The sequence below is a fragment of the Flavobacterium profundi genome (assembly GCF_006491645.1).
Lineage (GTDB): Bacteria > Bacteroidota > Bacteroidia > Flavobacteriales > Flavobacteriaceae > Flavobacterium > Flavobacterium profundi.
Genome location: NZ_VDCZ01000003.1, coordinates 22,292 through 42,271, shown reverse-complemented (window position 1 = coordinate 42,271; position 19,980 = coordinate 22,292). Strand labels below are relative to the sequence as shown.

17 protein-coding genes are annotated in these 19,980 nt (G+C 27.7%); 10 read left to right on the top strand and 7 right to left on the bottom strand.

All coding sequences use genetic code 11. The features are described 5' to 3' along the window. Window positions 1-5 precede the first annotated feature (5 nt). Window positions 6-1,967, bottom strand: a complete 1,962-nt coding sequence (locus FHG05_RS05260; protein WP_140996970.1) for an LTA synthase family protein — start codon at window positions 1,965-1,967, stop codon at window positions 6-8. A 124-nt stretch (window positions 1,968-2,091) separates the two neighbouring features. Between FHG05_RS05260 and FHG05_RS05255 the strand changes: the two genes are divergently transcribed. Genes FHG05_RS05255 through FHG05_RS05245 form a run of 3 tightly spaced genes read left to right on the top strand, consistent with a single transcriptional unit; the run spans window position 2,092 to window position 4,522 of the window. Next, complete coding sequence (locus FHG05_RS05255; RefSeq protein WP_140996969.1) at window positions 2,092-2,772, top strand: response regulator transcription factor; 681 nt, start codon at window positions 2,092-2,094, stop codon at window positions 2,770-2,772. Next, window positions 2,769-4,043: a sensor histidine kinase gene (locus FHG05_RS05250; protein WP_140996968.1), complete on the top strand. Its 1,275-nt coding sequence runs from the start codon at window positions 2,769-2,771 to the stop codon at window positions 4,041-4,043. The genes FHG05_RS05255 and FHG05_RS05250 overlap by 4 nt, the downstream gene beginning before the upstream one ends. Window positions 4,044-4,087: 44 nt before the next feature. Then, window positions 4,088-4,522, top strand: coding sequence for a PepSY-like domain-containing protein (locus FHG05_RS05245; protein WP_140996967.1), 435 nt, complete (start codon window positions 4,088-4,090; stop codon window positions 4,520-4,522). A 57-nt stretch (window positions 4,523-4,579) separates the two neighbouring features. On the opposite strand, the gene FHG05_RS05240 is transcribed toward FHG05_RS05245, so the two are convergent. Next, the gene (locus FHG05_RS05240) at window positions 4,580-6,994 is read right to left on the bottom strand and encodes a TonB-dependent receptor domain-containing protein (RefSeq protein ID WP_140996966.1); all 2,415 of its coding nucleotides are present in this window, start codon (window positions 6,992-6,994) and stop codon (window positions 4,580-4,582) included. Between the two features lie 155 nt (window positions 6,995-7,149). On the opposite strand from FHG05_RS05240, the gene FHG05_RS05235 reads away from it, so the two are divergent. Further along, window positions 7,150-7,827: a YceI family protein gene (locus FHG05_RS05235; RefSeq protein ID WP_140996965.1), complete on the top strand. Its 678-nt coding sequence runs from the start codon at window positions 7,150-7,152 to the stop codon at window positions 7,825-7,827. A gap of 407 nt (window positions 7,828-8,234) precedes the next feature. Here FHG05_RS05235 and FHG05_RS05230 read toward each other — a convergent pair whose 3' ends face one another. Next, window positions 8,235-8,678 carry an acyltransferase gene (locus FHG05_RS05230; RefSeq protein WP_140996964.1) on the bottom strand — a complete coding sequence of 148 codons (444 nt, stop codon included), beginning with the start codon at window positions 8,676-8,678 and terminating at the stop codon, window positions 8,235-8,237. Window positions 8,679-8,968: 290 nt separating this feature from the next. Between FHG05_RS05230 and FHG05_RS05225 the strand changes: the two genes are divergently transcribed. From FHG05_RS05225 to FHG05_RS05215, 3 genes are all read left to right on the top strand, one after another. After that, window positions 8,969-10,657, top strand: coding sequence for a sensor histidine kinase (locus FHG05_RS05225; RefSeq protein ID WP_140996963.1), 1,689 nt, complete (start codon window positions 8,969-8,971; stop codon window positions 10,655-10,657). A 1-nt stretch (window position 10,658) separates the two neighbouring features. Then, window positions 10,659-11,318: a LytR/AlgR family response regulator transcription factor gene (locus FHG05_RS05220; RefSeq protein WP_140996962.1), complete on the top strand. Its 660-nt coding sequence runs from the start codon at window positions 10,659-10,661 to the stop codon at window positions 11,316-11,318. A gap of 98 nt (window positions 11,319-11,416) precedes the next feature. Beyond that, window positions 11,417-14,818 carry a LamG-like jellyroll fold domain-containing protein gene (locus tag FHG05_RS05215; RefSeq protein WP_140996961.1) on the top strand — a complete coding sequence of 1,134 codons (3,402 nt, stop codon included), beginning with the start codon at window positions 11,417-11,419 and terminating at the stop codon, window positions 14,816-14,818. A gap of 823 nt (window positions 14,819-15,641) precedes the next feature. Here the strand turns inward: FHG05_RS05215 and FHG05_RS05210 are convergent. Both FHG05_RS05210 and FHG05_RS05205 read right to left on the bottom strand, forming a co-directional pair. Further along, window positions 15,642-16,127 carry a hypothetical protein gene (locus FHG05_RS05210; protein WP_140996960.1) on the bottom strand — a complete coding sequence of 162 codons (486 nt, stop codon included), beginning with the start codon at window positions 16,125-16,127 and terminating at the stop codon, window positions 15,642-15,644. Between the two features lie 19 nt (window positions 16,128-16,146). Then, window positions 16,147-16,548: a hypothetical protein gene (locus FHG05_RS05205; RefSeq protein WP_140996959.1), complete on the bottom strand. Its 402-nt coding sequence runs from the start codon at window positions 16,546-16,548 to the stop codon at window positions 16,147-16,149. Window positions 16,549-16,683: 135 nt separating this feature from the next. On the opposite strand from FHG05_RS05205, the gene FHG05_RS05200 reads away from it, so the two are divergent. After that, on the top strand, window positions 16,684-16,935 hold the full coding sequence (locus tag FHG05_RS05200; protein WP_317130132.1) for a helix-turn-helix domain-containing protein: 252 nt from the start codon (window positions 16,684-16,686) through the stop codon (window positions 16,933-16,935). Window positions 16,936-17,083: 148 nt separating this feature from the next. Here the strand turns inward: FHG05_RS05200 and FHG05_RS05195 are convergent, their stop codons facing one another. Both FHG05_RS05195 and FHG05_RS05190 read right to left on the bottom strand, forming a co-directional pair. Continuing rightward, window positions 17,084-17,518: a JAB domain-containing protein gene (locus tag FHG05_RS05195; RefSeq protein WP_140996958.1), complete on the bottom strand. Its 435-nt coding sequence runs from the start codon at window positions 17,516-17,518 to the stop codon at window positions 17,084-17,086. A 57-nt stretch (window positions 17,519-17,575) separates the two neighbouring features. Further along, window positions 17,576-17,962, bottom strand: coding sequence for a hypothetical protein (locus tag FHG05_RS05190; RefSeq protein ID WP_140996957.1), 387 nt, complete (start codon window positions 17,960-17,962; stop codon window positions 17,576-17,578). Window positions 17,963-18,441: 479 nt separating this feature from the next. Between FHG05_RS05190 and FHG05_RS05185 the strand changes: the two genes are divergently transcribed. Together FHG05_RS05185 and FHG05_RS05180 are read left to right on the top strand one after the other, a co-directional pair. Beyond that, window positions 18,442-19,461: a PD-(D/E)XK nuclease family protein gene (locus FHG05_RS05185; RefSeq protein ID WP_140996956.1), complete on the top strand. Its 1,020-nt coding sequence runs from the start codon at window positions 18,442-18,444 to the stop codon at window positions 19,459-19,461. Beyond that, window positions 19,462-19,881: a group I intron-associated PD-(D/E)XK endonuclease gene (locus FHG05_RS05180; RefSeq protein WP_140996955.1), complete on the top strand. Its 420-nt coding sequence runs from the start codon at window positions 19,462-19,464 to the stop codon at window positions 19,879-19,881. It abuts the gene before it with no gap. Window positions 19,882-19,980: the final 99 nt, after the last annotated feature.

The window sequence follows — 19,980 nt, the reverse complement described above, 5'->3', positions numbered from 1 at the left end:
TTAAATTACTTTAAAAGTTTGTGTGTAAATAAATAATCAGCAGTTTGATACCATGAAATTGCTTCTTCTTTAAAAGTGTTATCGATTGGAATTTCTTTTAAATTATTAGTGTTTTGATCCCAAATATTAAACGTTTGTCTTTTTTGGTCCGATAAAATAAAAGCTTTATTCCCTTTCATTAGAGTCAGTTTTCTATAAGTACCTAATAAAACTCTTTCTTCAAATGATTTTTCAAGTACATTCTTGCCATAAAAATTAGATTCGTAATCCCAATTTAAAACACCAAATAAAGTTGGGAAGAGGTCAATTTGAGAACATTGTTTCGAGATAATTTGATTTTCAATTTCGGATGCATTAATGATAAATGCAGGAATGTGATAATTGATAATATCGATTTCATTTTTTCCAGCGCTACTAGCACAATGATCAGCTATAATTACAAAAACTGTTTCTTTATACCAAGTTTTCTCTTTGGCTTTTTTGAAAAATTGATGTAAAGCATAATCAGTATATTTAACCGCACCACTTCTTCCGGTTCCTGAAGGAATGTCGATTTTATTTTCAGGATAAGTATAAGGTCTATGATTAGAAGTGGTCATGATAAAGTTAAAGAACATTTTTTGCTCCGCATATTGCTGGTCTGCCACAGTAAGCATTTTGTTGTAAATATCTTCATCACAAATTCCCCATGCGTTTTCAAACGTTACTTCATTATCATTTATATTATGTCGCGTGGTTTTAATATCATCATTTAAGATGCTTCCTCGACCTCTATCATAAATATAAAAACCATTACCACCAAAAAAAGAATTCATATTATCAAAATAACCATCACCACCATAGAAGAAATTATTTTGATATCCTTTTGATTTAAAAACACTAGCAATCGTAAATAAATTGTGATTTTCGGGTCTTTTAACAATACTTTGTCCTGGAGTAGGAGGAATGCATAATGTGACAGCTTCCATACCTCTTACAGTTCTTGTTCCTGTAGCATATAGATTGTCAAAATAAACAGCATTTTGTGTTAAACTGTCTAAAAAAGGAGTTATCTTTTCTTGATTTCCATGTTTTTTTAAAAAACTAGCGCTTAAGCTTTCTACCAAAATGAAAACAACGTTTTTCTTTTGAGGAGATATAGTATCATTTTTTGCGATGAATCGATGAATTGGAGATTGTAAGGTGTCAAATTTACTATTAGGTTCGCTTAATTTTTTTCGAATAATTTCAAAAGCTTTTTTGTTATCAATAGAAGTATAAAATTTCTCATATTTCATTTGATTGTTTCTAAAGGCAGCAAAAAATGAATAAATTCCTGCCTTAGAGATTTCATCGTTGTAACGATTTCCTGTTGCTTCAGCTAAATTATTAGGGATGAATTTTATGTAAATATAAATTATGAAAATAAAAGTACTTAGAACAAGTGCTCTAGTTTTTAAATCTGTAGAATATTTAAATGTTTTTGTAAACACTTTCTTTTTGATAAAAATATATAAAATAGCTAAGGTTATTATAACAACAATTGCTATTAACAAGGTTAAATTATAAGATTCTTGAATGTTAGCTATAACTTCAAAAGTATAGATTAAATAATCAACAGCAATAAAATTGAATCGATTTTTAAATTCTTCCCAAAAAGTAATTTCAGCTAAAAAAGTAAAGACTAAAATGAATAATGTAAGTGAAGTAAAGAAAAATATCAGAATTTTATCTAATAATTTACCAATCCATTTATTTGGAAAAATTGCAATGTAAATTACCAATGGCAATGTAATCATGCTAATCACACCCACGTCAAATACAAAACCAAGTCCAAAAGTTAGCATCAGATTGTTAAACGTTTTAGAAACGTCATTAAAGTGCCAAATAAAGAATATAATTCTTAGCAGTAATGAAAATAATAGAAACCAAATTATAAACGCTTTTAGTAATTGATATCTGCTATTGCGAAGTGAGAATGTAAACATTTGTTTTTTTATAACAAATTTTAAATGGAATTCTGTAGCAAATCTGTATTTTTGGATATAAGCTAAAAAAAAAACAGAATTTAAATAGAATTTGTAAGTTATTTTATCCTCAAAAAATATAAAAATGAAAATACTTTTGGTTGAAGATGAGATAGAAATGAAAGATAGTATTCTACAATATTTAGAAATGGAAAAATATTTAGTAGAGTATGCTTCTGATTTCAATTTAGCCATGCAAAAGATACATTTGTATGAGTATGATTGTATTTTAATTGATATTATGATACCTCATGGTACAGGTTTGGATTTAATTCAAGAAATAAAAAAGATTAGGCCTAAAACGGGAATCATCATTATTTCAGCGAAAAATTCTTTAGATGATAAAATTGATGGTTTGAATTTAGGAGCAGACGATTATTTACCGAAACCTTTTTATTTACCTGAATTAAATGCTCGAATTAAAGCTTTAATGAGAAGAAATAATTATGAAGGAACTTCTTCAATTGTTTTCAATGAAATTGAAATTATTCCGGAAGAAAGAAAAGTTTTAATACATAATACGTTAGTAAATTTAACTACAAAAGAATATGATTTATTAGAATATTTTTTAGTAAATAAAGATAGAGTTATTCAAAAAAATGCTTTAGTGGAACATCTTTGGGGAGATAATGCCGATCAGTTTGATAATTTTGATTTTATTTATAATCATGTGAAAAACCTAAGAAAAAAACTATTAGAATTACAATGTAACGACTATATAAAATCCATTTATGGTATAGGGTATTCCTTCAAAACAATTTTATGAAACTAATAAACAAAACTAGTAAGTATTATATCTTATTTACGTTGCCAATTCTATTTTTTTCGGCTGTATTTTCATATTTGTTTATGTTGCATGAAATTGGAGAAAGTAACGAAGCACTACTTAGTACAAGAATGCAAGTAGTAGAACAGCATCTCATAGAAAACGATACCATATTATTGAATATTTTTAAGGAAAATAGAGAAATATTTATTAAAGAAATTGATGCAACTACAGCTGTGCCCAATCAAATTACTGATACTTTAATCTATTCTGAAATTCAACAAGAATTTGTGTTGAATAAAATGTTGCAAAAAAAAACGACTATTCAAGGCAAAAATTATTTAGTCAAAGTATGGAAAAGTTCGATGGAGTATGATGAAGTATTAGAAGTAATTCTAACTGTTTTCATTACAATATTGGTTTTGTTACTTCTAACAATTCTTTTTATAAACATTCGAATTTCAAAGTTAATTTGGCATCCTTTCTTTGAAACCGTTTTAAAAATTAAAAATTTTAAAGTTACGAATGGACAACATTTATCTTTCGAGAAAACATCTATTACTGAGTTTGAAGAGCTAAATAAATCAATTCAAAACATGACTGAAAAAATGATTTTGGATTACAACAATCAGAAAAAATTCTCTGAAAATGCTTCACATGAATTTCAAACGCCATTGGCCATTATAAAATCTAAAATCGATTTATTAATGCAATCTAGTAACTTATCTGAAAACGAATATAATTTATTAGGTGGTATTGACGATGCAATTAACCGATTAAGTCGCATAAATAAGTCTCTTTTACTATTATCAAAGATTGAAAACAATCAATTTGAAATTTCTCAAAAAATAAAGATCAAGCCAATAATCGAAAAGATTCTTTTAAATAATGAGCATTTTATAAATGAAAAAGAATTAAAAATTAAGAATATAGTAACCGATACTTTTTTCATTCAAATCAATGAAGAGTTAGGATATGTAATAATGAATAATTTAATTCAAAATGCCATTAGGCATAATAAAATGGATGGTGAGTTAATCGTTTTTAATGAAGACAATGCTATTATTATTGGTAACGATGGAAATGAAAAACCTTTAGACGAACAACTTATTTATGAACGTTTTCAAAAAATATCTAATGATTCCAGTTCTATTGGTTTAGGACTTTCAATTGTAAAAGAAATTGCACAATTAAACGCAATTCAAATTACCTATTATTATGAAAACGGAAAGCATTACTTTAAGCTTTCGCAAAATACAGAATTACAATAGATTTCCTTTTTAAGTTTGAAAATAAACCTTAAAAAAAGAAAACAATGAAAAAATCAGTAATGGCAATTATGGTAGCATTTACATCCATCATGATGTCTTGTGCTCAAGAAAAAAAAGTACCACAAAATGTTCGTAATGCGTTTGAAAAAGCACATCCAAATGTGAAAGTTAGTTGGGATGTTGAAAAAGATGGTTATGAAGCAGAGTTTGAAATTAACGGTAAAGATGCTTCAGAGAATTATGATTTTGAAGGCAATAAAACCGCTTCTGAAATAGAGATAAGCGAAAATGAATTGCCTCAAAGCGTACTTACCTATTTAACAAAAGAATATCCAAAAAGTAAAGTAAGTGAAACAGCAAAAATTACCGATATACAACAAGCAGTTACATACGAAGTTGAATTAAAAATAGATGGGAAAAAGCAAGATTTACTATTCAACTCTTCAGGAGAGTTTCTCAAAATTGTAGGAGTAGAATAAGTTTTTTTAGATTTTAGAAAAGAAAAGCATCTCGATTGAGATGCTTTTTTTTTATTTTTAGAATTTGTAATTATAACCGAGTCTAAAAACCTGCGTTTCTGCATAATTATTACTCGTATAATTAAAGTTACTTCCATTGTATGAAGCTTTGGTAACCAAAGTGTTGAAGACATCTGTTGCATTGAAATAAATTTCACCTTTGCCTTTTTGAATGATTTTCTTTAAACCCAAATCAACTGCATATCTCGATTGTATTTTACCTTGAGGAACAATTTCAGGGGCCAAATAGTAAGCCGCTATTTGTCCTGAAAGATTAGACTTAAATTTTAAAGTATTGTTCCACTTTATATTTCCTGAGAAAATACTTTGTTTGTCTGAACTATATACACTTGGAGTAGGGTAAAGGCTTGTAACGGTAAAAGCATCGATTTCATTATAATAGAAAGTTCCATTTAAATTAAAAGTATACCAATCAGTTACTTCATTTGAAAAGAGTAATTCTATTCCTGAGTTTTTACTGTTTCCTGCATTTTGAAATACATTATAGATAATAGTATTGCTTGAATTATTGTCAGTTGTAGCAATACGAGAAATAGTTGCATTTACAATTTTATGATAGAGCGAAGCATAGAAATATCCTTTCTCTAAGTTTTTTTTATAACTTGCTTCTAAAGTATTGGTGTATTGTGGTTTTAAGGCAGGATTACCCACTTTTACTATCTCAGCATCATCATATTTAGGAAAAATTCGAATATCTACTTCTTTAGGTCTGTCTACACGTCTGTTATAGAAGAATGATAATCTGTCTTTTTCATTTACTTTATAAGAAAAGCGAACACTTGGAAAAGGTTGGAAATAATTGTAACCATCACTTTTATAGGTATTATGATTTGGATTTACATAATAGTTTAAATCTACATATTCAATACGAAGACCGGTTTCAATTTGTACTTTACTGTTTTCGTAATTATAGTTCGAGTATACAGCAGGGATTATTTCTTTATATGTTGCTTTCCCACCTGCAGAAGCATCTAAAACAGAGTTTGATCCTGGAATAAAGTTCATATTAGTTGGAATTTCTCGATATCTAAATTTGAACCCCGATTCTAATTTTCCTTGTTTTAAAGGTTTATTGTAATCTATATTTAAGTCAGCTACTTTTTCTTCTGAAAGTAATTTAAAAGCGTCAGTGCCTGTACTAGAGGGTAAGTAGTTGTCGAAAAAATATTTTTCATCTTCTCTGTGAAATGTATAATTAAAATTCACATTTAAAAAACTACCAGGTTCATTAAATTTATGTTGGTACGAAGTAGAAGCCATAAAAGTAGTTTTTAATTCGTCTTCTAAAAATTGCCATAGTCGAATTCTTTGAGAAAAATCTGCATTAAAGAAGGGTTCGTCACCATTATCTATAATTTTTTCCAATCCATACAAAGTAGAAAATGTTAAGGTATTTTTGTCATTAATATTCCAATCGATTCCTGATTTTAAGGTTAAAAAATGAGTGTTTCTATTTCTTTTAGTTTGTTGGTTAATAACTGTACCATCAGAATAGGTTCGTGTTACAAACTCATTCTTGTTTAAAGTTTCTGTGTAAAGATAATCGGAGTTAAAGAATGCATTTAGTTTATTTTTTTTAAAATTTAAATTAAAAGAAGGGTTAATTTTTGGTGTGTTTTGATATTGCGGACGAATAGAAGGTAAATTCTCTTTTCTAACCCAAAGAGAGCCTAAACCTGAATTTAAACCTACTTTTCCTGACAAGCCATTATCTTGATTTTTTTTAAAAATAATATTGATAATTCCAGCATTTCCATTAGCATCGTATTTTGCGGAAGGATTATTTATAATTTCTATTTTTTCTATGGCTGAAGAAGCTAAATTATCTAACCCATTTTGATTATCGAAACCAGTTAGAGCTGTTTGTTTGCCATCAATTAAAACGAGTACTTTATCATTTCCTCTTAAAAGGACTTTACCATCTTGAATACTAACACCTGGAAGGTTTTGCATGGCTTGTAGTACAGAACCACCAGTCTGACTTAAATTATCACTTAGTGTATATGACTTTTTATCCATTTTGTCATTTATCGCATCTTTTTTATAAGTTATTTCAACTTCTTGTAATTGAGAAATATCTTCTTCTAGCGTAATTTTACCGAGGTCTAAAAAATCGGAAACTTCACCAATGTAAATTGTTTCTTCTTTGGTTTTAAAACCTATATAAGTAAATTTAACTTTATAAGTTCCTTTTTTTATAGGAGTAATTGAAAAAGAACCGTTATCATCTGTAATTGTTCCGGATATAAAATCATTACTAGGAACACTATGTAAAGTAACGTTTACATATGGTAATTCATTTTTATTAGTATCAATTATTTTTCCTGATAGAGTGGTTGTAGTATTCTGTTGCGAAAAAACAGTTGAAACAGTAAATAGAAATAGTAGAAAGGTTTTGATTTTGAAATACATTATTCTTTATTTTTTTTCAAATCTCAAGAATCAATCTGTAGAAAAACTGTTTTTTTATGGTTTATTCATTTCTTAATCTAGATTAACTTTTGTTTTCATTTGAAATTCCGTAATTTGTTCCATTCAAAAAAATAAAATAATTTAAAACGAACATTATGACAAAAAAGGGTTTATTTGCTTTAGTAGCAGCAGGTTTTATTTTAGTATCGTGTGGAGATAAAAAAACAGACACGACAACAACTGAAGAGCAAGAGGTAGCAGCAACAACTGAGAATGTATTTGCGGTAGACACTACAGCTTCTGTTGTAAAATGGAAAGCGTTCCATAAAGGTGGTTTTGCACCACGATGGGGAACTTTAAGTATTCAAACTGGTCAAATTTCAGTTTCTGGTGAAGCTGTGAATGCAGGTAGCTTTGTTATCGATATGGAGTCTTTAAAAGTAGATCCAGCTTCAGTTACAGAAGAAGGAAAAAAAGCAGCAGATTTAGAAGCGCATTTAAAAAATGCTGATTTCTTTAATGTTGAAAATAACAAAACAGCAGATTTTAAAATTACAAAAGTGGAAGACTTATCAGCTCCAGTTGCTGAAGGAGAAGGAGTTGCAGGAGCAAACAAAATGTTAAGTGGAAATTTAACATTATTAGGAAATACTATGAATGTGTCTTTCCCAGCTAAAATTGATGTAGTAGAGAATACAGTAAGTATTTTAGCAGATTTCACAGTGAATCGTGCAGATTGGGGTATTAAATTTGGTACTACAGAAGCAGATCCTGCGGAATGGATGATTAGTAAAGACATTGAAATTAGTGTAGCTGTTAAAGCAACTAAATAAGAAGTTTTAATTACTATTTTAAATATAAAAGACATCTTAATAGATGTCTTTTTTGGTCTCATTGTATATGTGAAACAAAAATTGTTTTAAAAAGATGTTTTGAATATGAATTCATAATAAATCGAATCTTAATTTTATTTTAAGAAATGGTAATGAAATTTTTAATAAATTTGATTAGCAGAAATTAAAGTTTGATTTAAAAGTGTCCCTTATCTAATCCATACCATCCCTTTAATAATTAGGGCAATTATTGGGATAAGTTATAGATTTTATGACGATACTATTTCTGGTAGATGTTAATTTTACGGCTGTTAACCAAATAACTGAACGAAGATTATCATTGTGATTAGATGATTCACTTTTGTAAGCCCCGTTTTACGGGGCTTTTTTTATTTCTTCTGTACATTTTAATAAAAATGAAGTAATCTATTTAAAACATTGGTAAGAAATAAACAAACTCCAATTAGGGCTATATTTACGAATGCTCTTAGTATCCATTTCTTATGAGATAAGTCATAATCGATTTGTTTTGAAACTACGACCATAATCCCCATTATAAAAAACCAAACCGTAAAAAATAGCGAAATTTTTCCTCTTACTACAGTCGTTACTAAGTCATGAACTAGACCACAGAAAACAAATGTCAAAACTATAGAAAGTCCTATGGGAAATACTTTTTTTAAGGGTTTAAATATTTTTGTACCAAGATAATAGCTAAAAATTGGATTCCAAAAGTTCCAAAAGGTTGAAAAATTTTTAGCTTCTAGTGATCTTTTCAGGTTATTTTGAAGTGATTTAGAATGTCCTATAGGAACTCCATTTCTCTTTTTTATATATTCGGATAATTTCATTATAGTTTTTTGCGTCTAAGAAAAGTAAAAAATAAAAAACCCATCAATTAGAATGACGGGTGTCTTTAGTAGACTTAACTAATAATAAGTCTAAACTTGATTGTAAATATAAAAGAAATATTTGAATTGAAAATGATAAGATTTTGAAAGTCTAATTAAATTTATTTTGGTTCATTTTAAATAATTACTTTTACATCCACTTTTGTAAAAAATAATATTTTAAAAAAGTAGTTAGTTTTTTTAAATTAACATTTTAATGCAACTTTTAAATAGGAGCAAAAATACTTAATATGCGTTTTTTTATTTTATTAATACTACTATTTACTGGTTCTCTATTTTCTCAATCCGATTATTTATATAAAAAATCGATAAGTTACTTCGATAATAATAAAATTGATTCGGCTGCTTATTTTTACAGGAAAGCTTATAAAATAAATCCAAGCTCAAATTCAAAATTTGTGGTAACTTATTCTAAGATATTAAAAATACTAGGAAAACCTGATAGTAGTTATTTTTATTTAGATAAAGCAGAATATGAGATAAAAAAAAGTAATTTTCCTGATAGTATATTACTTATTTACGCACTAAAGGCAGAGCTTTCAAGAAGTACAGTTTCTAAATCTTTAAACGATAGAACAATTAGTGATGCCCATTTTTTTTTTAATAGAAATAAAGACATTTTTACTAACACCGATATTGTTGCTTATTATCTAAATAGAAAAATGGCTAGTTTCAATGCATTCCATTCCTTAAATAAAGATACTTTAAAATTGATTTTTGATATTTCAGATACAATTTTAAAACTAGATTCAAAAATTAAGAATAAAGAAATTGTTGCCTATACATTAAATGAAATTGCTCAAGTATATGAATATAGAGTTAATACAGAACGGAGTCGAGAATATTATGAAAAGGCAAATGAATATTCTGCAAGCAACCATTTGTCCTCGTCGTTAATTGATAATAGTATTAATTATGCAAGATTTATTCAAATAAAAGAAATTGATTTAAAGGGAGCAATAGGTCTTTTACAAAATACAGAAAAACAAGTTGATGTTGAAAAAGATGTTTTTCAAGCATTAACTTTTTATGAGTATATTTCTGATTTATATGCTGTTTATGGTGACTTTGAGAATGCTCATGATTATTATAAAAAAGCAGCAGCAAAAAAATTAGAAATTGAACGAAATAAAAATAATCTTTATATCAAAGACTTAGAAATTGAAAATAAAATTAGAATTAAACAAAACGAGCTAAATCTTAATAAACAAAAACTTGAAGATGTAGAAAAGACACAACAACTTTTTTACTTAATAGTTTTTTTGGTTTTAATCGGTGTTTTAGTTTTAGTTTTTTACAATAAAAAAATAAATTTAAAAAATAAAGAATTAGAACGGTTGTCAAATGAAAATGAGTTTTTATTAAGCGAAGCGAATCATCGAATAAACAACAATTTGCAACTAATAACAATTTTAATTTCAGAAGAATTAAAAAAAAGCAATAAAAATGAAACAGATGGAATTGAAAAAATTCTTTCTAAAGTTGACTCTATTGCAACTTTGCATCGTCACTTATACAAATCGGTAAATAAGGAAAAAATTAATATTCAAGACTATCTAACAGAAATTAAAAGCAATTTTTTTGAGTTATTTGAAGAACATAATATTACAGAAAAATTTCATGTAGAATCTTTTGAAATTAAAACAGATGTTGCCATGTATTTAGGACTTTTATTGACTGAACTTTATATAAATACAATGAAACATGCTTTTCATAAAGAGCAGTCAATAAAACTGATTGATTTTGAATTAATAGTTGATAATAATAAATTTATTTATACTTATTTCAATAATGGCGAAAAAGGGATAAATAAAAAAATAGAACCCAAATTAATTTCTAAAATTTGTAGACAATTAAAAGTTAGTTATTCAATTGAAACTAAAAAAGGGTTCAAGTTTCAATTTTCAAAGGATATTTAATATGATTTTTTCAAAAAAAATTTTAATAGTTGAAGATGAAATAATGATTTCAGATTATATATTTGAAATGTTATCGGATTCAGGTTTTACAAATATTGAAATTGCTAACGACTGTAAAGAGGCTATTTCTAAAATGAATTTGTTTAAACCAGAAATCGTATTAATGGATATTAATGTAGAAGGTAAAGATACTGGAATTGAACTTGCAAAACAAAAAAATGACGAAGCAATAATCATTTATATTACAGCTCAAAACGATAGCGCTACCATACAAAATGCAATAGCTACGAATCCCATAACATATCTAACAAAACCAATAAAAAAAACGGATATTTTAGCTGCTATTCAATTAGCTAATTTTAAAACGATATCTAATCAAATTATAATAAAAAATGGTCATCATGAAGTTGTAGTTTTATATAGCGATTTGACTTATATTAAAAGTGATGGTAATTATATTGATATTTACACGAATACTAAAAAGATTTCTGTAAGAGAATCGTTAGAAAAGTTTTACGAAAAATTAGATAAAGAACAATTTTTAAGAATTCATCGTTCCATAGTGGTTAATAAAAGTAAAATTACAAGTAAAAGTTCTTCAAGTATTTTTATAGATAACATTGAATTACCTATCTCAAGGAATTATAAAAATTACATTTAGTTGTCATTCACATACAAAAGTCTGCATTCTACAACATTTAAAATAAAATTATTCTTTTAAAAAATACTTTTGTTTCATTAATTTTTAACTAATTAAAAATGAAACAGAATTACTTATTATTTTTAGTGTTTATTACTTTGCTTTTTTCTTTTTTTAGGTTAAATGCACAAATTGTTATTTCTGAAATTATGTATAATCCTCCAGAATCAGGGACAGATTCTTTGGAGTATGTAGAATTATATAATAGAGGTAATGTTACTTTGAATTTACAAGATTACACTTTTTCTCAAGGTGTAACCTATACATTTGGTAATGTAAATTTAAATCCTGGTGAGTATTTTGTTTTAGCAGGTAGTAGTTCAAAAATAGATAATGTTTTTGGAATTGGGACAGCTGATGACCAGTGGACTTCTGGTGCATTAACAAATGGTGGAGAAACTATTGAGTTACTTGATAATTTAGCAAATCAAGTAGATATTGTTACTTATGACAATTTAGCTCCTTGGCCATTAAATGCAGCAGGATTGGGTAGTTCAATTAAACTATGTGATGTTATTTCTGATAATTCGGATCCTACTAATTGGATGGATTCAACTGAAGGTACTGGAGTTTTTGTGAATGGACGTGAAATTAAAGGAAGTCCAGGAACTGCTGGAATTTGTACATTTATTCCAGCAACACATTTAAATTTTGATGGGGTAAACGATTACATACAACTTCCTAATGAAAGCGTTTTTGACTTTACCAATCAAATGACAGTTGAGTTTTGGATGAATTCTAATGTATTACCACAACAATGGGATGCGCTAGTTGTAAAAGGCGATGACAGTTGGCGTGTATCATTGAATAATTTGGGGCAAATCGCATTTACAGGATCAAGTGCTTTTACCGATTTTTTTTCCACAACTTCTGTAACTGATGGAAATTGGCATCATGTAGCAGCCACTTATGATGGAGCAAACGCTAAAATATATATTGACGGTGTTTTGGAAAATCAGCTAATAGGTACAGCCAATATAAATAACTCAGGCTATAATGTTACTATAGGAGAAAATCTTCAAATGACTGGAAGGCATTACACTGGGAACATTGATGAGGTTCGCATTTGGAATGTTGCCAGAACAGAAATACAAATAAACGCTTCAAAAAACTGTGAATTACAAGGAAATGAAACAGGTTTAGTGGCTTATTATCAATTTAATCAAGGTATTGATCAAGCTGATAATACTACAATTACTACATTAACTGACGGAACTAGTAATGCAAACAATGGTACATTAACAAATTTCACTTTAAACGGAACAACTTCTAACTGGCTAGCAGGTTCTCCTGTAACAACAGGTTCAACAATACCTTCTGCTCCAACAGCAAGTAACCAAACATTTTGCGCAGCTTCAACCGTAAATGATTTAATGCCTGCACCAAGTGCTACTATAAATTGGTATAATTCACCGACATCAACTAGTGTCTTGAATCCTACAGATGCTCTGGTGACTGGCACATATTATGTAACCAATGTAAATGCAGCAGGTTGCGAAAGCGATAGAGTAGCTGTGAATGTTATAGTAAGTATATTAACAGTTACTATTACAAGTCAAACAAATGTCTCATGTTTTGATGGTAATGACGGTAGTGTCAGTCTAAGTGTGTCTGGTGGAGTTGGACCCTATACAATTTTTTGGGATGATGGTACATTATATGATTTTACTAGAAATAATCTTAGGGCTGGTACTTATAGAGCATGGATAACAGATGATGCTGGTTGTACAGATTATATAAGTGGAGCAGGCGGAACACTTGTCACTATTACAGAACCAGCTGCATTAACAGCACCAACGGTTACTTCTCCAGTAGTGTATAATCAAGGCGATGTAGCGGTGTCATTAACAGCAACCTCTTCAGGAAGTGGATTATTATGGTACACAACTTCAACTGGAGGAACAGGTTCAACTACTGCACCATCACCTTCAACTGCTACAGTAGGAAGTACATCATATTGGGTTTCCTCAATAAGTGGAGCTAGTTGTGAAAGTTCTTCAAGAAGCGAAATTGTAGTTACAGTTAATGCTTATACAAATCCACCTACAACTGCTTGGACAACACAAGTGTACACTGGTAATGATAAAGACTTGACAGTTTTATCCGTTTCTGGAAATAGTTTAAAATGGTACGATGTTGCTACTGGTGGCAACTTATTACCAAGTACAACGCTATTAGTAGATGAAACAACTTACTATGTTTCACAAACTATAGGTGGAGTAGAAAGTAGCAATAGATTAGCAATAACAGTAAATAAAATTTCTGAGAATACACACCTATTACCTCCTGCAAGTACTGTTGCTGATTTAATAGCTACACCAACTTCAGGGAGAACTGCACAATGGTTTACAACTGCAACTGGTGGAACACCTTTAGCTAGTACAGATGTTTTAAGTAATGGTGTTTATTATGTGGATCAGTTTACTAATATAACAAGTGTAGAGACAATAGGTTCAGGGTTTAATGCGCCTTCTGGGGTTGCGGTTCAAGCTGATGGTAAGATTTTAGTATCGGATTCTAATAATCATGCTATAAAAAGGATGGATTCAGACGGGACTAATATTGAAATTTTTACAGCTGGGATTAATTCTCCTTCTGGAATCGCTGTTCAATCAGACGGAAAAATTGTTTTTACAGATAGTGATAATGGGGCTAAAGTAAAACGAATGAATTCAGATGGGAGCAATATTGAAACTTTAGCTTCAGGGTTTCCTATAAATGGGGGACTTACAATACAGAATGATGGAAAGATTCTATTTACTACTCTTTTTAATGTTAAGAGAATGAATTCTAATGGCTCTAATATTGAGGATTTAGGTCCGGTTTTTACTAATGCTCCAGGAGCTGCAGTTCAACCAGATGATAAAATTGTTGTAGCTGATAGAGGTAATTTTGCAGTTACAAGAATGAATGCAGATGGTTCTAATGTTGAAACCTTAAATACAGGCAATGTTTATCCAAACGGAATCGCTGTTCAATCAGACGGAAAAATTGTGATTGTTAATGCCCTTAATACTCCCAATGTTATAAATCGAATGGATTCAGATGGAAGTAATTTTGAAATTCTAGGTCAAATGAATAATCCAAGAGGACTAGCGATTGAATCAAATGGTAATATATTAGTTGCAGATACGGGTGATAATACTATTAAAAGAATCACGTTTACTGCATCAGCTAGCAACCGTGTGCCAGTAACTATAGATGTTACCTCTTTAAGTACTTCAACTTTTGATGGAAATAATTTTACAATTTATCCTAATCCTACTAAAGGTTTATTTACGATTACTACAGGAAGTAAAGTCAAAGTTGAGGTTCATGATTTAACTGGAAGATTAGTTTTAATGGAAGATATAACGAATACACAAACGCTTTCAATAGAAAATCAAGCAACTGGTGTATATATTGTTAAAGTTACTTCTGAAAGTGGTGCATTTAAATCAATAAAATTAATTAAAGAGTAATGCGTTTTCTTCGTAAATATAGACTTGAAATTATTTTAAGTATTCTTTACTTAGGATTGTTTTGTATAGGAATTTATATTTACAAAAAGTAATAAAAACTACTCTGAGAAAAGAATTGTATAAACAAGAAAATCCTGATTATGTATTTGTAATCAGGATTTTTTTATTTAGTATATATGTACTAGGGCTTTTTACTTTTTTGCAAAATATTTTAAGCTTATTTCTTTTTTTGTTTATTTATTTAATAATTGTTAAGCCTTTCAAATTGATAGTGTATAGGAGTGCTGTTTATTAAAAATAAAGCATTTCGAACCAAAAAAGGAAACGACTTGTTTTTGTTAACTAATTCATTTACAGATAAGAGTAAAAATAATACAAATAAAAAACCCATCAATTGTAATGATGGGTCTCCTTTAGTAGCGGGAACAGGACTCGAACCTGTGACACTTCAGACTTAATTATCAACTATTTACAAGCTTAATAATTTTTTGTATGCCTAAAAGTATGCCTAACTATCTCAAAACCACTTAAAATTCTACTTCATTCTTAGGCTAAAGTAAAAAATGTTTTTGTATAAATCTTGGTTTATTATAATTTGCTAGAATTTGTTTCTTTTTATTGGATACAACTTGTATAATGTATAGTTTTTCATTTTTTAAATTTTAAACTAAACTTATCAACTTTTTTATTGTTAGTAATACTAGTGTTTTTGATATTAAATTTTCTTCAGTCATATGTGTAAAAAAAATTCAGAAATTAATTAATCTATTTAAATATAGATTTATTTATTTTTTTAAAGCCAAATATTCAATAATAGAAGTATTTAATAGCAAAATATGTAAATTATTAAACATATTAATACAAGTATGTAAATAAATCCTAGGGAAGTTGAAAAAGTAAATATCATAGGACTTACAATGAAATATAAGAATATGAATAAAATTGAATTACCCTTGCACCATTTCTTTACTCTATCCAAAATTGATATTTTATTATTAATTTTTTCAACCCCTTTATCAATGGAAAAGTAGCTAATATAAATAGCATTCCAATTTGAATTATTTACACTGATACCTGCTTGTTCATATGCTTTTTTAAATAAATTGAATTGTTTTTTGGCTACTTCAAGACCCACTTGATTAACAAACAATCCAAAAGCTTCTTTAGCAGTTAATACTTTATTAAAATCTTTAACTATGGGAGAATTGATAGATTTAATTGTATCAACATACTTCTTAACTATAGCTTTGTGTCTTACATCATCAGGATTATATATAATTGATTTTATGTTGTTTAAATTATAGCTCATTTTTCAGAAATATTAATTTTTAATCTCTAAAATAATCTCCTTCATAGGCTTCTTCTGATGGACTACCTGTGGCTAGAAATTCAACTTTATCATTGTTAATAAATACAACTTTCTGAACAAAAGTCAAAGATACATTCTCAGGAAAAGTCATAGTCATTATATCATTAGACACACTAAAAGTACCAGTTTCATTATCATACTCATTACCAGTTCCAGTCCAATAGGAATAAATTACATTTCCATTAGAGGTGAATTTAAATGAATTATTCACTGATGGATTAGTACTAGGGTCATCAAAATACCATTTGCCAATTAATTTTTGATAGGTTTCATTGTTTTGATTAGATGAATTGTCATCACTTGAACAATTAGTAAAAAATACCAAACTGATGAATACTAAAAAGTAAAATGTTTTTTTCATAAAAAGTGTTATTAAATTAAATTATATAATTGAATGAGAATGCTCTTTTTATTCTTCATAATCATTCATTATGTTTTCACAAATATACAATGTTATCATATTTGATAGCAATATTTTTATCAAATATGACAACTTTTGATTTTTAATTATCTTAAGTTGACCAAGAAAGAATTTCAAATAGCATTAGGGAAAAGAATAAGACAGCTAAGAGAAGACAAAAACATGTCTCAAACTGAGTTAGGTAATCTCTGTGATATAGAAAGGTCAAACATGAGTAGAATTGAGGCTGGAAATACAAATCCATCCAGTTATTTACTTTATTTATTTGCCCAAAAGTTAGAAATTGAAGCATCTGAATTTTTAAATTTCAAATCTCTTGATAAATAAAGTTTTGGCTATTAATACTATCTAAAAGAAATTAGACCTATTAAAATTTATCAAAAAAGAAATACTTTTAACCACATTCACACTCTTGAATATTTAAAAAATTACATTTTTTCCATTTCTATATATAAGGTTTTGGAAAAAGTATAATTTATAAATTACCAGAATCACAAAAGCTATAATAATTCTCTCTTGAAATGATTAAATGGTCTAATAAAATTATTTCTATTAAGTCACATGCTTGTTTTAATTTTTTAGTTATTTGTTTATCTGCCTCACTAGGTATTAAATTACCACTTGGATGATTATGAACCAGAACAATACCAGAAGCATGACATTTTAATGCTACACTTAAAATAATTTTAATATCAACAACAGTTCCTGAAATACCACCTTTAGATAAATCATAAATACCTAAAACTATATTAGCTTTATTTACTAAAACTAATTTGCATTCTTCTTGAAACTCTATTATATCCATATTCCATTTACTTAAAAGAAATTTAAAAAGGATATTACTATCAGTAAGTTTTAGTTTAACTGATTGAATATTTGAGTAGGATACTTTTATTTCTGCTACTTTCATAAGATTATTATTAATAAAAAAAGACCTGTAATTTTAAAACAGGTCTTTCTATAATTGTTAAACATTTGCCATTTCATGTTTATCATTCAATGAGAATGTTTCAACAGAAGTTTTAAAACTATCATAAGTTGATTTAGACTTTTCATTTTCTTCTGGTAGATAACAATATCTGTGAGTTAATATAATTATCTCACCAGTTTCTTTTACTGTGTATTCATAAGGCTCACATGCCTCTTTTTCAATACTTCCTTGCATTTGAGTTCCAATTAATGCTTGACAAGTCATTGCATCAAAAGTAGAAGGCAAATAAGCCTTTTTTGCAGTAGCATAAAAATTGCCTGTTACTTTACTTTGTACCATTTCAATACCTCCTTGCACTTCTAATACAAAAAATGAAGTTCCATCTTCTTTGTTTCTTTCTTTAAAATTGATAATTGTTACCATTGTTTTTGAGTTTTGAATTGAATTATATCAATACTTATCTATCATGAATAAATTCAGCTATCACCTTGAATAATATCTTAATCAACAAGTATTGATGCAATGACCATCATTGCTGAGTATAAGTGAGGGTTTTTAAGATGGTTGGTTTATATAAAATAGTTAAAATTGACTGTTTTTTTTATTCACAAACATTTAAAAAACTACCAGGAATTGAAAGAATCATATTTTGTTTGATTCCTGGTGTTTTACAACCTTGAATAGAAATTAGTTTGAATCAATGTTAGTGATAAAATTTATCCTTCAAAAAATTTTGTATTTTAAATATCTTGGTCTAAAAAGTCTATTTATATAACTTGGGCAGGGGGTAGTTTTCTTTCAGAACAAGTGGGGGTGCTTTTATTAGGGCAGTTTGTGTGTGTGAAAATTTTAGAATTTTTTTTTTTAGAAAAAAACTATCTTTAACACATAACAGAAAATAAATGTTTTTAGACTTAATTAATCTTTACAACAAAAACAGAAACAGTAATAAAACTCCTTTAGAAGATTTTAATACTGAATGCTTTGCTAATATTTTAAGATTATTTGAAATTGTCAAAAATGATTTCATTTATAATTTCCTTAAATTACCAGAAGACAAATATGTTATTAAAACTCAATTAAAAAAAGATTTACCAAATAACCCAAATTGTATTATTGATTTAGTTCTTATAGGAAATAAAAATATTTGTTTTATTGAAAATAAAGTTGAGTCTAATGAGGGACATGAGCAATTAAGTAGATACTGTAAAGTGCTGGATATTCATTTTTACAATTTAAACAAATATCTTTTTTATTGTACTAAATACACTGACCCAAAAAATAGAAACAAAGAATTTAACAATTATAATTTTAAACAATTCAAATGGTTTGAAATTGCAAAATTTTTAAAAAAACACAATAATGAAAATCCTATAATAAAAGACTATATATTATTTCTTAATCATTTCAAAATGGCACAAGACAACACATTCAAAGTTGAAAACTTACTTACTATGGAAAATATGATGAAAACTATCGAGATAGTTGAATTTCATATAGATAATTGTAAATTTGAATTTAATAGTTTTTTTGGTTGTGAAAAATACAATTCAAATTTTAACTGGAATCAATTGAAAAATCATAATAGGATTAGTCATTATAATTCAGGTATTTTAATTTCTCAATCAAATAAATATTCTGAAGTACTATATGCAATAGAACTTGAAGGTTTAACTTTATCAACACACATATATGTAAGTTCAGACCATGAGCAATATGAAGAATTTAAAGCCATTAATTTAGAGAAATTACTTTTAAAATGTAGAATTGAAAATTGGGGTTCTTCTATTTATCTGAAAGAAGATTTAGGAAAATTTTTAAACAATGAAAATTCTGATAAATTAATTAAAGATTGGTTTTTAAACAGTTTTGAAATTCTGAAAACTTTAATTTCAAATAATTCTCAATTAGATTGGAGATAAATGGAAGAATTAAAACTACAAAGAATTCAAACAGGTATAGCTGCTGAATATTATGTTGCAGGAGAATTATTAAGGTTAGGATATAATGTAACTTTTACATTTGGAAACACCAAGAGCATAGATTTACTTATTGAAAAAGATGATACTATTATTGCTATTCAAGTTAAAGGTATTCAAAGAACCAAATCAATATGTTGGAATTTAGATAAAACCAAAGTAAAACCTAATATTTATTATGTTTTGGTTAATTTACACATAGATAAACCATCTGAAAAACCAGAGTTTTTTATACTAACCTCAAATGAGGCTTTAAATTTATTTACAAGTTCTCCAAAATTAGGGGACAAAAGAGCCACTCTAGATTATAAGAAACTAAAAAGGTTAGAAGTTTACCAGGATAAATGGAGTAAATTATGTTGAAATTAGGTTACTCTAATTTTTTAAGTATAATTAACTGATATTCTGATGATTAAGCATAAATCTCTGTACTTCTTTTAAAATCGTTTAATTTGATTAAAT